This window comes from Undibacterium sp. Di26W (assembly GCF_049340265.1).
Lineage (GTDB): Bacteria > Pseudomonadota > Gammaproteobacteria > Burkholderiales > Burkholderiaceae_D > Undibacterium.
In genome coordinates this window covers 35,701-48,644 of record NZ_JBMPOR010000007.1, presented here as the reverse complement: position 1 = coordinate 48,644, position 12,944 = coordinate 35,701, and the positions used below count along the sequence as shown (strand labels likewise).

General features: G+C 48.7%; 18 protein-coding genes. 5 read left to right on the top strand and 13 right to left on the bottom strand.

Translation table 11 applies throughout. The features are described from left to right. Window positions 1-38: 38 nt before the first annotated feature. The 3 genes from ACO0LM_RS10665 to ACO0LM_RS10655 form a co-directional block, all read right to left on the bottom strand. Window positions 39-965: a TraB/GumN family protein gene (locus tag ACO0LM_RS10665; RefSeq protein ID WP_423036896.1), complete on the bottom strand. Its 927-nt coding sequence runs from the start codon at window positions 963-965 to the stop codon at window positions 39-41. 87 nt (window positions 966-1,052) lie between these two features. Next, the gene (locus ACO0LM_RS10660) at window positions 1,053-1,469 is read right to left on the bottom strand and encodes a hypothetical protein (RefSeq protein WP_423036894.1); all 417 of its coding nucleotides are present in this window, start codon (window positions 1,467-1,469) and stop codon (window positions 1,053-1,055) included. Between the two features lie 161 nt (window positions 1,470-1,630). Continuing rightward, window positions 1,631-2,968 (bottom strand): HlyD family secretion protein, encoded by a 1,338-nt coding sequence (locus tag ACO0LM_RS10655; RefSeq protein ID WP_423036892.1) that lies wholly within the window; start codon window positions 2,966-2,968, stop codon window positions 1,631-1,633. 402 nt (window positions 2,969-3,370) lie between these two features. Between ACO0LM_RS10655 and ACO0LM_RS10650 the strand changes: the two genes are divergently transcribed. The 5 genes from ACO0LM_RS10650 (at window position 3,371) to ACO0LM_RS10630 (ending at window position 5,487) form a co-directional block, all read left to right on the top strand. Continuing rightward, complete coding sequence (locus ACO0LM_RS10650) at window positions 3,371-3,607, top strand: hypothetical protein (protein ID WP_423036890.1); 237 nt, start codon at window positions 3,371-3,373, stop codon at window positions 3,605-3,607. A 29-nt stretch (window positions 3,608-3,636) separates the two neighbouring features. Next, on the top strand, window positions 3,637-4,023 hold the full coding sequence (locus tag ACO0LM_RS10645) for a hypothetical protein (protein WP_423036888.1): 387 nt from the start codon (window positions 3,637-3,639) through the stop codon (window positions 4,021-4,023). A 25-nt stretch (window positions 4,024-4,048) separates the two neighbouring features. Further along, window positions 4,049-4,201 (top strand): helix-turn-helix domain-containing protein, encoded by a 153-nt coding sequence (locus ACO0LM_RS10640; protein WP_423037185.1) that lies wholly within the window; start codon window positions 4,049-4,051, stop codon window positions 4,199-4,201. A 114-nt stretch (window positions 4,202-4,315) separates the two neighbouring features. Further along, entirely contained in the window at window positions 4,316-4,558 is a 243-nt protein-coding gene (locus ACO0LM_RS10635) for a hypothetical protein (RefSeq protein WP_423036886.1), read from the top strand. A gap of 245 nt (window positions 4,559-4,803) precedes the next feature. Beyond that, window positions 4,804-5,487, top strand: coding sequence for a type II toxin-antitoxin system HicB family antitoxin (locus tag ACO0LM_RS10630; RefSeq protein WP_423036884.1), 684 nt, complete (start codon window positions 4,804-4,806; stop codon window positions 5,485-5,487). 87 nt (window positions 5,488-5,574) lie between these two features. Here ACO0LM_RS10630 and ACO0LM_RS10625 read toward each other — a convergent pair whose 3' ends face one another. The 10 genes from ACO0LM_RS10625 to ACO0LM_RS10580 form a co-directional block, all read right to left on the bottom strand. Then, on the bottom strand, window positions 5,575-6,363 hold the full coding sequence (locus tag ACO0LM_RS10625; protein WP_423036882.1) for a DNA adenine methylase: 789 nt from the start codon (window positions 6,361-6,363) through the stop codon (window positions 5,575-5,577). Between the two features lie 170 nt (window positions 6,364-6,533). Further along, window positions 6,534-7,031 (bottom strand): hypothetical protein, encoded by a 498-nt coding sequence (locus ACO0LM_RS10620; protein ID WP_423036881.1) that lies wholly within the window; start codon window positions 7,029-7,031, stop codon window positions 6,534-6,536. Further along, the gene (locus ACO0LM_RS10615; protein WP_423036880.1) at window positions 7,028-8,002 is read right to left on the bottom strand and encodes a hypothetical protein; all 975 of its coding nucleotides are present in this window, start codon (window positions 8,000-8,002) and stop codon (window positions 7,028-7,030) included. The genes ACO0LM_RS10620 and ACO0LM_RS10615 overlap by 4 nt, the downstream gene beginning before the upstream one ends. A gap of 13 nt (window positions 8,003-8,015) precedes the next feature. Beyond that, window positions 8,016-8,192: a hypothetical protein gene (locus tag ACO0LM_RS10610; protein ID WP_423036879.1), complete on the bottom strand. Its 177-nt coding sequence runs from the start codon at window positions 8,190-8,192 to the stop codon at window positions 8,016-8,018. Between the two features lie 68 nt (window positions 8,193-8,260). Next, window positions 8,261-8,812 (bottom strand): DUF4376 domain-containing protein, encoded by a 552-nt coding sequence (locus tag ACO0LM_RS10605; protein ID WP_423036878.1) that lies wholly within the window; start codon window positions 8,810-8,812, stop codon window positions 8,261-8,263. A gap of 11 nt (window positions 8,813-8,823) precedes the next feature. Beyond that, a complete protein-coding gene (locus tag ACO0LM_RS10600) occupies window positions 8,824-9,378 on the bottom strand; it encodes a hypothetical protein (protein WP_423036876.1) in 555 nt (184 codons plus the stop codon). After that, complete coding sequence (locus ACO0LM_RS10595) at window positions 9,375-10,550, bottom strand: hypothetical protein (RefSeq protein ID WP_423036874.1); 1,176 nt, start codon at window positions 10,548-10,550, stop codon at window positions 9,375-9,377. Before ACO0LM_RS10595 ends, ACO0LM_RS10600 begins: the two co-directional genes overlap by 4 nt. Window positions 10,551-10,554: 4 nt before the next feature. Next, complete coding sequence (locus ACO0LM_RS10590) at window positions 10,555-11,670, bottom strand: hypothetical protein (protein WP_423036872.1); 1,116 nt, start codon at window positions 11,668-11,670, stop codon at window positions 10,555-10,557. Then, complete coding sequence (locus tag ACO0LM_RS10585) at window positions 11,671-11,982, bottom strand: hypothetical protein (protein WP_423036870.1); 312 nt, start codon at window positions 11,980-11,982, stop codon at window positions 11,671-11,673. It abuts the gene before it with no gap. Between the two features lie 88 nt (window positions 11,983-12,070). Further along, window positions 12,071-12,943 (bottom strand): hypothetical protein, encoded by an 873-nt coding sequence (locus ACO0LM_RS10580; protein ID WP_423036868.1) that lies wholly within the window; start codon window positions 12,941-12,943, stop codon window positions 12,071-12,073. Window position 12,944 lies beyond the last annotated feature (1 nt).

The following is a 12,944-nucleotide window of genomic DNA, read 5'->3' as shown; positions in this document are numbered from 1 at the left end:
ATTGACTGCTTGAATTTTGAAATTTTCCAACGCATGGGTTATTCCTCAGTGACTGTATAGCCTGCTAATCGAAGTGAATTTACTATCCCCTCTGGCCCTGGAATATGAGAGCCGCCAACAACAAAAAAAAACGGCCCATCTTGTTTCATTAATTCGATAATTCTCTTCGATAATCCAATGTTGCGCTGATTTATCAGTTTATTAAATATTTCCGGAGTCCAAGATAAATTTTGAATCATAAATTCTTCGTCAATTTCTTTTACATTTGCAAAATCACCTTGCTTTGTCAGCGCAGCGAGTTTTTGGTGAAGAGAAAAATTTTTATCTCTAAGGGGTTTTTTTTCAAACAGCGATATTACTGACTGCATCAATATGTCCATTTCAGGCGACGTAAAGCTTTTTACGGAATTGACGAAATCTGCGGGATCCTCAAGGATCACTTTTTTTATGTTATTACGATCAGCAATGGCACCAAGATACATTTCAGTGCCAGGTAAATATAGGTGGTTGTCTGCGGGAATGAAATCGCCAACTAATTGGTAAATTGCATATGGGTAATAACCAGAAAATTGGTCAATTACTTGTGCAGGATACGGTCCTTTGTTTTTTGCAATCGATTTAGCCTTTTCAAAATAAGCAGGCGAAACGAAATCTTCAATGTGTTCGTTGGCTGATAATTTCAATAGTTTCGCTAATGAATGGTCCCATTCTGGAACTCGGCCAATTGGTCCCTCTGTTGCTAAGATTCGTGAGGTTTTTAATTTTTCTTCTAACTTGGGGTCTAAAGGATATAGATTTTCTGTACCTATATGCATTGCGCCAACTAGATAGGCGCTACCATTTTTCCCATGAATTTTATAAATGACTGCGGCACTCGCTGTGCTTACTTTTCCTAAAAAAACAATGAGAAGAAACAACGAAAAAAACGCCCGAAATGGCCTCGCATTACCTGTATTTAAATTCATATATTTGGGACCTGATTCGAAATTTTCGCGTAACGTAAAAAAGGAGCGGCCAGTAGCATTCCGAACCGCTCCCAATTATTCCTACTTTTACTTATCCTTTACGGGCATCATATCGGAATAAAAAGTACCGCTGCCCAGTGAGCCAACAAATGAATTTGTACAACTAGAACCATTATCGTAATAGCTCGGGTTCAAGTCTATCGTTGTAGTGGAAGTCGAACATAATTCAGTAGCTACTGCTGCTCCAGCATTATCAGACGCGCCAGTTCTGCTATAGGCTGCTCCCGCCAGTGCACCAAGAAATGGATTCCTGGTGGCAGCACCTATTCCCAATGCTACCCCCACATCCACAGCTACAATTGCATATGGTGTGACAAACCCAACACAGATTTCATTTGTGGACTTTGTCGTTGTTGTTATGGACCCCGAATCCGCTGGAGGCGGATCGTCGTCGAGTCCACCACTAATGTCATTTAACAATGCTTCATTTGTAATTACGTACATTTTATGTATCCTTCGTATAGTTAAAGAGAACCATACCTCATGGCATGGTTTTACTGCTCCGTTCAAGGTCTAGTCCACCCTGAACGGTTTTTCCGAGCTGGGTCTGTTGGGTTTTCCCGACAGGCTCAGCAACGAATTCTGAAATTCTTTTCTTGCCCTAATTAAGCATGTTGCGTCATTGCCAACACTGGCTCCAGCACCCATTCCCAAATCTTTCTACTGTCTTGCAACACATCTGCCTCCAGCGTCATGCCAGGCTTGATGGCTTGTGCCTGCCCATAGGCTTGAATGCTTTGCTCATCCAGCCGGACCCTGACGCGATACAATGCTTCGTTGCTGTTAAATCCATTAATCGCCTGCTGCGCATTGCTCAAGATCGTGCTTGCAAGGTGGGGTGGTAACTCTGATGGTGCAAATGGGGTGCGGCTGACATCGGTCACTGTCGCGGTATGCAAGCCAAACTTCTGGTAGGGGAAGGCGGCATAACGAATCAATACTTGCTGCCCTGGCTGGATGAAGCCAGCAGTGCGGCTCGGTACATACAGATGCACTTCTAACAGACCGGCGGTTTGACCAGCTTTTGATTTATCCGCCCTCTCTTTGGCATCGGACGGTATCAAACTCGCCAATACTTGGCCTGCATTAATGGCTTGTCCATTTTGATTGGTCAGGGCCGTGACTGTACCTGCCTGCGGTGCAGTAATCTGGCTGGACTGACGGTTGGCGTTTTCTGCTACTTCCTGTTTCAGACTGGCTTTGGCCCTGTCGATTTGGGTCAGGTCGGTAGCCAGCGTGTTTGCCAGGGTGTTGAGTTCGTCTTGCAAGGCAATTTTATTCGCCTGTAACTGGGTTTTATTACGTTGCAAGGTACTTAATCGGGTGCTGATGTCGATCAGGTCTTCCTGCTTTTGCTGGGTTTGGGCGGCGGATACATAGCCATTGCCTTGCAGGGTTTCAAACTTGCTGACGCTTTGCTGAGCCAATTGTTGGCGACGTAGCGACAAGGTCAGTTCTTGTTCAAGTTGGCTGTATTCCTGCTCCTGATTCGCCAGCCTTTGGCTCAATGCCAGTTTCTTTTCCTGATACTGGGTTTGGCGCAGCCTTTGCTCTGCTGCCAGACTATCTGCACGGGTGGCCAATTGCTGGGCGACAAGAGCTGTGATTTCACCCTGGCTGTTTTGTCTTTCTGTACTGATGGTGAACAGGACTTGTCCTGCTTTGACCAGTTCGCCTTCTTTGACGTGGGTGTTGAGTAATATGCCTGCATTCGGCGCAGCGACGCTCAACTGACCGCCTACAGGTACGGTGATGCCAGTCACACGGGCTTTTTTTGTAATGCTGCCAAAAGTGATGTAGGCGACCAATGCGGCGGCAATCAACATTGCCACGATAGCAATCAGGCTTGCCGAGGCGGGTTGTGCCAGGCGGATGGAACCCATCCATTGACTACCTAATGCTGCGGTGACTTCTGGACGGAACAAAGGGCTGGAATTACTCATTAGCGCCCTTATTGATATCAAATTGCTTGTTTCTGTATTTCATCTTCGTTTATCTTCGGCAATATTCATTGTTGGCGCAATCATGCGCCGTTTGAATAATCATAAACCGAAGTTTTTAAACATTGTTAAAAAATGTAAATATATATTTTGGGGGCAAGCTATTGTAATGTTGAGCAGTCATTTGCTAGAATCGCGCGCCGCACGTGCGTGCGTTTTTAAAGTGGTAGCTATACCAATGATGAAAATTCCTGCCTCACTTCACAAGATAGACTAGACATTTGGGTCACTAAACTATACTAACAAGACTTGCAATAGTCTCATTTTGAGACTATAATTATTACATCGACAGCACAATGCTGTATAGCGCCAACCGACGATTCGGTCCCAAACGAAAGGAAACTTATGATCACGAAGCAGCAAATTCTGAACGCAATACCAGATGTTACTGAATTTCCACATTGGAAACCCGCCACAGCACCTACGAACTGGACTGTTCGTATTGAAGATGGAAATGTTCTATTCAACGAGAACTTGAACCGTGACTACCTCGCCGCATTAACTTTGATAGCTGCTGCGCAGCTCAGAGACGCCGGTTTTAAAGTAACACAGCCAACACTATCTTTCCTGTTAGTAAACTAACCAACTGGCCCCGAAAGGGGCCTTTTATCATGTCATCAAAAAACTCAGCATTTAATAAACTACCCCCGTTCATTTGGGGCGAAGCCACGTCCGACAATAGCGAGGATGGCTTCGACCAGGACGAATACTTGACACATACCCGCTACCCCCGTTTTATTTGCAGGGTGCGGGAGGACCGACACAACGCAACGGGCCACAACATGGAGTCGCATCTGGTTAGTGCTGTCGGCTTGATGCCCGATGGATTCAAAGAGTTATATGTTTGCCAGACTCATGGCGTGGCTATGTCCGATTTTGTTTGGCTTGATCCCAAACCAGAGCCGGAAACACTAAGAAGGGCATGCGATAACGCGATCATCAATCGCCTGCTGCGAGATGATGCTATGGGACTATTAGGAGGGAACGGTGAAGACTGAAGACTTAATCGCCTGGCAGGCCGCAATGAAGCTAACCTATGATAGTGCCGCAAAAGCCCTGGGAATTAGTCGGGCTACGTATGCCAGGTATATCGCTGGCAGCAGCATCCCTTTTCATATTGGCCTGGCATGCGCTGCCATCGCAAATGGACTTACTCCCTGGTCAGAGGGAAAATAAATTTTATTTACCTACTTGCCATAGTCTCATATTGAGACTATTATTAACACATAGACAGCACAACACTGTTTAGCGCCAACCGACGATTCGGTTTCAAACGAAAGGAACCAAACGATGCAACATATTATCGCCCCAGCATTCGATTTGAATGGCAGAAGTATCGGCCATCAAATGGCAGAAGTAGATTTTCTTAACGAAGTAGCGATCTCAATTGTTTATAAGGGGTTCAATTACTATACATCTGACAAGTTTGGCAAAAATATTTGCACCGGCGAGTGGGTCCAGGAACTCAGCGCAGATAACGACTCAAAACGCATCTGGGTAAATCGCGGTGTAACAACAATCTGGGAAGATTAAAACAAACGCTGCCAACAGGTAGCGTTTTATATTTGGCATTCTTGAAAACAATAATCGCTATTTATAAACATTTTTGCTTATTTTTTATTGATTTATTAAACACCGACGTGTAACATGCATTCATCATCAACAGCGTAAAGAGGTGCGATGCCGCAAATCGAGCTTGCAAGTTGATTTAACCACAGCGGAAGCGACTCCCTATAAATGGTGCCGCATCAACCGCACTTCTTTAACAAGGAATACATATGCAATATCCAGCAACCTTTACGCCGGAAAAATCCGGTAGCTATGCAGTTACTTTTCGGGATATACCCGAGGCAAATACACATGGATTTGATGAAGAAAATGCGATGTTCGAGGCCACAGAAGCACTTGTATCCGCAATGGCATCCTACTTTGAAAAAAAGCGTCCCGTTCCCCTGGCCTCAGCTCTAATGCCTGGAGAGAAATTAGTAGAGCTTCATTTGCAAGTATGGGCCAAGGTATTATTGCTCAACGAAATGTTACAGCAAAATGTCAGACCCGCCGAACTAGCTAGACGGATGAACACTTCCGCACAAGTTGTCAATAGATTAGTTGATATAAAACATGCAACTAAAATTGAGACGATTCATGAAGCCATGAAGTCGCTAGGAGTAAGTCTTTCGCTGTTTTCGTCCACGCTCCTTACTAAATGGAAATTCGTCAGGTCGGAAGACAAAATCGATCAGTTCCTTGCCAGAAATACCGCTGCAACAGATGCTGTTGGAGCACTTTATTCCTGGGAATCCAAGAACTCAACTCGAAAAGCATATATATTCGATGACAACGTCACAGTGCTTGAAGCTATCCTTTACACGTCAGGCACAGACTTAAAAGCCTGGGAGGATTTGGCGGATCTTTGCTCAAAACAACGAATCATTTGCAGTAGTTCTGATTGCCGGTTTTGAATAAGGTTGAATCAAAATAGTGATGTCGTATGAGTATCTATCTGAAGAAAAAACAGGCCATATGTTCTGGCCTGTTTTTTTATTCAATCAAAACAAACCGACCGGGTCACTTGCCCGGTCCCATGAATAGATAATCACTTCCATTCTATCCACGGTCTTACCACCTCCCCCGACGCTGTACTTTATCGGTACTGTATCGATCTCGAAGTCCGCAAATATTCGCCGGATGTCCGGGTGATCGTTCAGGCTGACGATGGCCTTGCCTTTTAACTTCTTGAGCGTATCGGCCATCAGCTCATATTGCCCGATACTAAAATCCACACCGTATCCTTCCGTTTCCCAATACGGTGGATCGAGATAGAAAAAAGTATGTGGCCGGTCATACTTCAGCATGAGCTTGTGCCAGTCCATGTTCTCAATAAAGGCCGATGTCAGGCGCAAATGGGCCGCAGAGAGGTTTTCTTCTATCCGCATGAAATTGAGGGGCGGAGCCGTCGTGGCAGTTCCCCATGTCTGGCCGTCGACCTTGCCACCGAAAGCATGTTGCTGAAGGTAGAAAAAGCGAGCTGCACGCTGTATGTCAGTCAATGTATGGGGTGGTGTAACTTGCTGCCATCCAAACACGTCCCGGCTTGAAAGTGCATACTTGTACTGCCGCACGAACTCTTCCAGATGATTCTTTACGACCCGGTAAAGGTTGACCAGCTCGCCGTTGATGTCGTTGATGACTTCGACCTCAGCCGGTTGCCGCATGAAGTACAAAGCCGCCCCGCCAGCGAACACTTCTACATAGCAGCTATGGGGAGGAAAATTAGGGATCAGCTTGTCGGCCAGGCGACGTTTGCCGCCGATCCACGGAATTATGGGCATTGCCATTGAGTAAACCTTATTGATTGTGCTAGACTTCGCCCGCCTCGCGAGGTGGCAGAGCCTTGCTCGGTTCACTGCTCAATCAGTGGATTGAGGCCGGTGTAAGTTGTTAGCGCAACTTACACCGGCGCTCTGTTCTTTTTGGTTTGTGCAGACGTCTGCACTCGCCTGGTCGGCTATTTATCCATGCCGTTGGTACGGATGAACGACTGTGCCGCCCTGCAGGAAGCCACGATGGTGTCGGCCTCCTGGATCAAGTCTTGAAGATTTCTTTCAATCTCTTCTGGAAGTGCAAGGGTTCCGGCAGCGGGCGCATTGCCGACTCCGGGGCTTTGGGCTGGGGTGGCGCTGGTAAATCCACGACAGACACTGTCGGGGATGCGCAAGCGGTAAGGACTAGCATTAGCAGCCCTGATAGCAGCGATTTCGTCATCATGACCTTTCTTGATTTTTGAGTTATCGAGCGCCTGCTGTTCTGCAATGCGCTCGTTATTTTTGACGCGTGAAAGCGTGGCCGCTGTCTCTGCTTGAGACCTGGCCAGCTTGTCGGCATCCCACTTTTGCTGCACTTCTGCCTTACCCTCGGTGACACCTTTGTGATGGATGTAACCGATACCAGCAAATAGCCCGGCCAGCAGCGCAGCAATAGCCACCAGGCGGGCATAGAACATCATGTCGGCCTCACAAACGGCAGGTACTTGTCATGGCGCACGTTAAACACAAAATCGACGTGGCAGCGATTGATGTCACAGGCAGACGCGCCGTACCCCTTCCATTTGACTTTCGATTTCAAACAGACGTTTGCGACGTTCGCCGCCCATTTTTGGGGGTTGCATCCCGCACGCTGGCCGCACGCTCGGCGCTCTTGTTGCATGCCTTCGTAGCCGCCGTTATATGCTGCGTCACACATGCGCAAGACTTCAGCGGGATCTGACACGATCCGGGACAGACGCCGGGCGCAGTCGCGGTTCATGGCCACAATTGCCCGCAGTTGCAAATCAGGGCGATCATAGACGTTAGACCAGGTCCACTCATTAAGGCTCGGTTCAAGCTGTTTTGCAGCCTGCAGGGCGTCAAAGCGGGTCTTACCGTCCGCTGTATATGCCCTGGTGATCTGGCCGAAGCCAGCGCCCTCCTCTCGACTTGTTTTGAGGCGCGACTTCGGGTTCCAGCAGGTCGGGTGCGTGAGACTGATGCAGCTCTCTTGCTCGACAAGACTGCACAGCGCTGCCGGGTCCGGGTGATCTGGCCACAACTTGTTTTTCTCAAACATCAGCTCCGGGCAATACTGCTTTGCCCCCACCGGGACGTATGTACGCACGTCCGTAGCATGCGCCCGCGTGCTGAAGATCAGCGCCGCTACACAGGTAAAGATAATGGTCCCTAAGACAACCAGGCCGGAGCCAATGTTGCCCTTCTTTGCTTCGTCGACATGGTCCTGCAGCTTGATGTAGTCGAGGTAAAACTTACGCACAATATGCGCAGCGGTGAAAGCCAGGCCGACACTGACGAGGTTTTGCAGCATGTCCCTTGTAGAGTCCCCCTTGTCCGGGTCAGTCCAAAAAAGCCAGGCTAGTACCAGGGCAGAAAACAGCCATATACCGTATGTGCGCTTACTCATGAAAAACGCTTTGATCTTTTCCATCGTTCATCCTTTCTTATTTATGCCAACCCTGGCCCATCAGCGCCAGGTACACTAAACCCGCCAGCCCCGCTGCAGCCAGCCCAGCGAGTGTCCATTTGCCGAACAGCGCGAACTGCTTGTCGAGCCATTCCTGCAATGCTTCTTTGATTGCTTCTTTTTCAGCCAGTCGTTGTAAATCTTTGTCTGACATCACCACCCCTAAATAAAAAACCCGCCAAATGGCGGGTTGCGTTGACTCAGACCAGCGTTAAAAAGCTATCAGGACAAAGCCCAGATATCTGTTTGACGTTGACCCGAGAGTATCAATGCCTGGGATAACTCAGGCACCGTTACAGATACAGTTTCATTATTCGCCAACGTCCACTTTGTAGAGGACAGATTTGCAAATTGCAGCGCAATCAGTGCACGGGCCATGCGCCCCTGGCTTACCTCATCACCATCAAATACCTTTTCGCCGACGACAACCGTGATGGCATCGACGATTGCTTGGCGTTGCGCTTTTTTTGATTCACGGATTGCTGCAGCTTTTTTTACGTCTATTTGCGCAATAGTTGCTGGATCAGTGATATCTACAATTTTCCATTTGTAGCGCCATTGCCCGCCAACTTTCTCGGCACCATCACGCTCTACGAGCTGATACTCATTGATTTTTGGTGGATCAGTTTCAAATAGTGGGACCACACGAAATGTCGCGGCTTCGAGCTCGGTCAGGTTGGATGCAGAACAAAAATGGGTAGCGTCCCATTCAATATTCCCTGGCCCTATTTCGTTATCGAACGTTCCATCTTCATTTAACTTTGCGTATTTCATATAAGTAGGTATCAGTACGTGTATGTATAAAGTAAAGTAGTCCCGCCAGCGACGTTGTAACTTAACGATCCGCCGGCACCAGAAAGCCCAGTCATAGTTTTATCCTCAGTCACCGGGTAGCCTGAGAAATTCGTACCCGGCCAAAGTTGGGTATTGCTCTCAAAAGTTGCCGTAGTACTGGGGCCTGTAACCGCAGATGAATAGTTTTTAAGATATAGATAATACGGATAAGTACTATCGTTTACCCCGGTAAAATTATAGTAAGTCTTGCTTACGTCACCGCTGTATTTATACCAAGTGTGACTGCTACCGTTGAGAGGGGTGACGTCATTGGCAGTAGAATCAGGAAGACCGTCCACATTACCTACTGCTACCCCACCACCCGTATAAGAGTTATAGAAGCTTTGTGTACCCGTCATTGTCGGGCTGATACCCGATCCACCTTGCCCATTAAAATCTATTCGGGTTACGCCCGGTGGAATTGTCAAAGCCCCTGCTCCGCTAAGCGAACCTGAGACAGTCGTTTTCCCCTTGCCTGCCAGCATGAGCTGCATCATGGCGCTCATGTCAGCCCCGCGCCGGAAATGATCCATTCCGTCGATGTAATTTTAAGCGCCGTCGCCAAGCCGTTGGCAGCAAGCGTTCGGCTACCAGTTGTTCCAGTACCAGCCAGGCGCATCACGTCAGACGTGATAGCAATCGTTAGCACACCTGCAGATGCTTGGTTCACGAATGTGATTGCTGTCCCAATTGGGAAGGCGACCACGCTATTGGCTGGAATAGTGACCGTGCGTGCAGTGGTGTCCGCAGAGGGATGTAGAACATGTTTGTTTGCATCCGCCGCAGTTAAAGTGTAAGCCGCGCTTTGACTGTTTTGGGGAATATTTGCATATCCAACTACCACGTCGCCGCCACCTAACAAGCTAGTGCTGTTCACGGTTTTTATGTTGGTTCCTGAAACCAGATTGGCTTGTTTTGTCGCAATGCTGGTAACTGCATCGCTGATCTGCTTTTGTAAATAACCGATTGCTTGCAGAACAGTATCTGTTGCCGCTATAACTTGGTTTGTAACTACGCTTAGACCAGCCAGCGCAGTAGACAAAACTCGCGGGGCCGTAAAATACTTGTTTGTAGCGCCCTCAGCAACCACATCTGTTGATGGTGCACTTCCTGTGTCGCCTTTCACACCTTGGATACCTTGTAACCCTGCATCTCCTTTCACACCTTGAATACCTTGCAAGCCCTGGTCACCCTTTTCACCTTTCAGCGAAAGGATCATCCAGTTTGCAGCAGGGGGGGAAACACCGATGCAGGGCGCGACGTTGATATACGATGTCCCGGCAAGTGTCACCACGTCATTGAGAACATAACTGGCTTGATCTGTATACGTGCCGCGAGGCGTCAGGCCTGCAGCAGCCGGGGCCGAACTACCGAGATAGACAGCCGACAGCACGGTGACGGCATTGGCGGCACTGGCCGCGCAGATCAGCTTGTCACCGGCGACCAGATTAATCGGCTTAGGCCAGGCCAATGGGGTGTTAGCCGCGACTTTTAAGGCATTGGCAAACACGGTAATTTGCCCGCTGGCTTGCGAGTAGTGTTTCAGCGCGACAGTAACGTCGGCCCCAGTGATATTGGAAAACACAAGGCCGTGCATGGAGCCGGAGAATGTGGCCGGACATAAATAAATTTCCGTGTCCACAGTCCCGACGATCAGAACCTTTTCGTTAAAACTCATACCATTAACTCCCGAAGACGATAGAGAGACCGACCGGATCAATGTAATCGGCCAGGTCCGTAGTTTTTAGAACGACAGCGCCAACATGGCCATTGACCGACGTGATTACGTTACCCGTAACGACTGTCTGCGCTGCCTGTAGTGCCAGCGCGGCGCTTTCTGCAGCAGCACCGGCAGCGCCTTGCGCTTCGCTGGCTTTGGCGACGGCAATGTCCTTTTGTGTAGTCACGTCTATCAAGGTGCTACTGATCAATGCAGCCTTGTTTGCGGCGATCTGCTGCGCATCAAGGGCTGTCGCTTCCGACCGGGCCGCATTGGTGGCACTGATCGCAGCATTAGTGGCACTGATAGCTGCATTGCCGGTCGCAAGTTGCACAGCGCCGTCGACGTCGTCCCAGCCGCCATTGCTGTAGAGCCTGATCTTGCGCGTGACGGTATTGAAGTATTCAGCGCCTTCCAGTAATGCCGCGCCCTGCGCATCTGTCGTAGGGTCATTCGGGCGATTACCAAGGAAGACTCTCGAAAACGCCGTCAGGGCCGCGCTCAAGGTGTTTGCTGTTTGCGCAGCCGTTTGTGATGCTGTCAAGGCAGAGTCGCGCAGTGCCTGCAGCTCTGGCGTGATGCTGCCTGTGTCGCCTTTGTCGCCCTTGTCGCCGGTTGCGCCCCGGATCGACGAATGCGTCCAGGCCGCGCCGCTCCAGACATAAATGCTGTAACCGACCAGGTACGCGTCGCCAATGGCCGGGCTGGCTGGCAGGTCCTCTGGCCCCGCCAGAATGCCTTTCAGTTCCAGCCCCTTACCATTCAGCTCTCCGGACACGTAGGCATCGCGGAATGCGCCAAAGGTATTGAGCAAGTCTGTCGCTGACTTGGCCAGGTCGGCAATGTAGCCTTGAGTCGGCACGATGGCGTATGTGGCCAGCGCTGCAGACGCGCCAGCATATGGCAGCGCCAGCGTCAACGACACCGAGCTGGCCACCGCCGCCACTTCGTAAAACTTTCCATCCGGGCCGCAGAAGATGCTGCCCGACCGCACGTTACTGATAAAGTCGGTCCCCGTGCCGGCGACGATGTTGCTGCCGTTTGTGAGTGCGACTAATCCTAGTTTGTACCAGTTCATTTAAACCTCAGCATCGATCAAGGTTGCATTTGCAAACACGTTGTTTGTTTCGCTCTCGACGACTTGCACCAGGTGTTCATAAATCCAGGTGACCGGGTCCATGTCGCTGGGTGGTACGGCTTTGATGGTGGCAGTCGTCTGGAACAAGGGATTTTTCTTGCCGAAATAGGTATCCTGGTTAAAAAAGGCCAGGATGACCGCGATGGTCAACTTGCTGCGCAGATCAACGGTATAGGTGCCGACCACATGAAACGCTGCCGGTGCGCCCGTTATCTGGTCAGTAGTGCTGTGTTGGATGCCTGAATAAATCATGATGTATTCCTATTCAATGGGCGTAAAAAAAGCCGCTAATAGCGGCTTTCCGGGAAACTTCTAAAGCAAAGTCAGTGTTTACTACAAATTAATCTTGATACTCGTAATGTGTACCAGTTTCAGTAGTCAGAAACCTATGCTGGCCGGAAATATATTTTCTTCTAAAACCGGTACGACGTTGCGTTCCTCGACTATCTGCATAGACAATTTGACCTGAAAAAAACAGCCCGTATTCACCCTCGCTGAAAATGGTACCGGTATCGTTGTTACTTGCCCATCCTATGGACGCATTGTATTGCAGCGAATACTGTTCACCGGCTTTAATTACTAAAGGATCTATGTTGCTATCTCCGTTATTCAGCTCTGGCAAATTGTCCGGCCCAAATTGATACCCTTTAAAAAAATGAACGCTAAGTGCACCAGTGACTATAGTTGCATCTGATTCTCCGATATTTGCGATTATGTATCTAACGAAAATTGGAGCACCCATATCCTGCTTACTGGTTGCATCTCGCAAAATCAACTTTGGACGATGCGATGCGATGAATTCATCCCTAGCCAACTTAACGGAATTTTCAGCGATTTCAAGTGACCGATTCATATCTGAAGCCTGTCGATCACCAGTCGACCTAGCATCCCTGCTAAGACGATAAGTAGCAAACCATAAAAGAAAAGTCACAGAGAAAAGCAACGCGGTAAAAATCATCAGCCAAAACGTGTAGCAAACTAAATCCGATTCTTTTTTCGCTTTAACTTTTTCACTCTCAGAATCTCTCAGTGATTCCTCACCATCCTTCTTGACAGTTATCTCCCCCTTAACAAATACAGGACCTCGGTCCAAGGGTTTTGCTTCAGCAGTATTTTTCTGGCTATCTTCTGGCAGTTGGAGAGGCTTCGTTTCTGTTGAAGAAACCATGGTGGTTACAACTGTCAAAAGTATCATTGGCAAAAATCGTTTCATT

What these genes read in the sequence shown, in the direction of transcription:
- ACO0LM_RS10630 (WP_423036884.1), top strand. Translation starts at nt 4,804, where the DNA reads ATGCAATATCCAGCAACCTTTACGCCGGAAAAATCCGGTAGCTATGCA.
- ACO0LM_RS10605 (WP_423036878.1), bottom strand. Translation starts at nt 8,812, where the DNA reads ATGAAATACGCAAAGTTAAATGAAGATGGAACGTTCGATAACGAAATA.
- ACO0LM_RS10660 (WP_423036894.1), bottom strand. Translation starts at nt 1,469, where the DNA reads ATGTACGTAATTACAAATGAAGCATTGTTAAATGACATTAGTGGTGGA.
- ACO0LM_RS10585 (WP_423036870.1), bottom strand. Translation starts at nt 11,982, where the DNA reads ATGATTTATTCAGGCATCCAACACAGCACTACTGACCAGATAACGGGC.
- ACO0LM_RS10640 (WP_423037185.1), top strand. Translation starts at nt 4,049, where the DNA reads ATGAAGCTAACCTATGATAGTGCCGCAAAAGCCCTGGGAATTAGTCGG.
- ACO0LM_RS10610 (WP_423036879.1), bottom strand. Translation starts at nt 8,192, where the DNA reads ATGTCAGACAAAGATTTACAACGACTGGCTGAAAAAGAAGCAATCAAA.
- ACO0LM_RS10600 (WP_423036876.1), bottom strand. Translation starts at nt 9,378, where the DNA reads ATGAGCGCCATGATGCAGCTCATGCTGGCAGGCAAGGGGAAAACGACT.
- ACO0LM_RS10580 (WP_423036868.1), bottom strand. Translation starts at nt 12,943, where the DNA reads ATGAAACGATTTTTGCCAATGATACTTTTGACAGTTGTAACCACCATG.
- ACO0LM_RS10655 (WP_423036892.1), bottom strand. Translation starts at nt 2,968, where the DNA reads ATGAGTAATTCCAGCCCTTTGTTCCGTCCAGAAGTCACCGCAGCATTA.
- ACO0LM_RS10615 (WP_423036880.1), bottom strand. Translation starts at nt 8,002, where the DNA reads ATGGAAAAGATCAAAGCGTTTTTCATGAGTAAGCGCACATACGGTATA.
- ACO0LM_RS10625 (WP_423036882.1), bottom strand. Translation starts at nt 6,363, where the DNA reads ATGGCAATGCCCATAATTCCGTGGATCGGCGGCAAACGTCGCCTGGCC.
- ACO0LM_RS10650 (WP_423036890.1), top strand. Translation starts at nt 3,371, where the DNA reads ATGATCACGAAGCAGCAAATTCTGAACGCAATACCAGATGTTACTGAA.
- ACO0LM_RS10590 (WP_423036872.1), bottom strand. Translation starts at nt 11,670, where the DNA reads ATGAACTGGTACAAACTAGGATTAGTCGCACTCACAAACGGCAGCAAC.
- ACO0LM_RS10620 (WP_423036881.1), bottom strand. Translation starts at nt 7,031, where the DNA reads ATGATGTTCTATGCCCGCCTGGTGGCTATTGCTGCGCTGCTGGCCGGG.
- ACO0LM_RS10665 (WP_423036896.1), bottom strand. Translation starts at nt 965, where the DNA reads ATGAATTTAAATACAGGTAATGCGAGGCCATTTCGGGCGTTTTTTTCG.
- ACO0LM_RS10635 (WP_423036886.1), top strand. Translation starts at nt 4,316, where the DNA reads ATGCAACATATTATCGCCCCAGCATTCGATTTGAATGGCAGAAGTATC.
- ACO0LM_RS10645 (WP_423036888.1), top strand. Translation starts at nt 3,637, where the DNA reads ATGTCATCAAAAAACTCAGCATTTAATAAACTACCCCCGTTCATTTGG.
- ACO0LM_RS10595 (WP_423036874.1), bottom strand. Translation starts at nt 10,550, where the DNA reads ATGAGTTTTAACGAAAAGGTTCTGATCGTCGGGACTGTGGACACGGAA.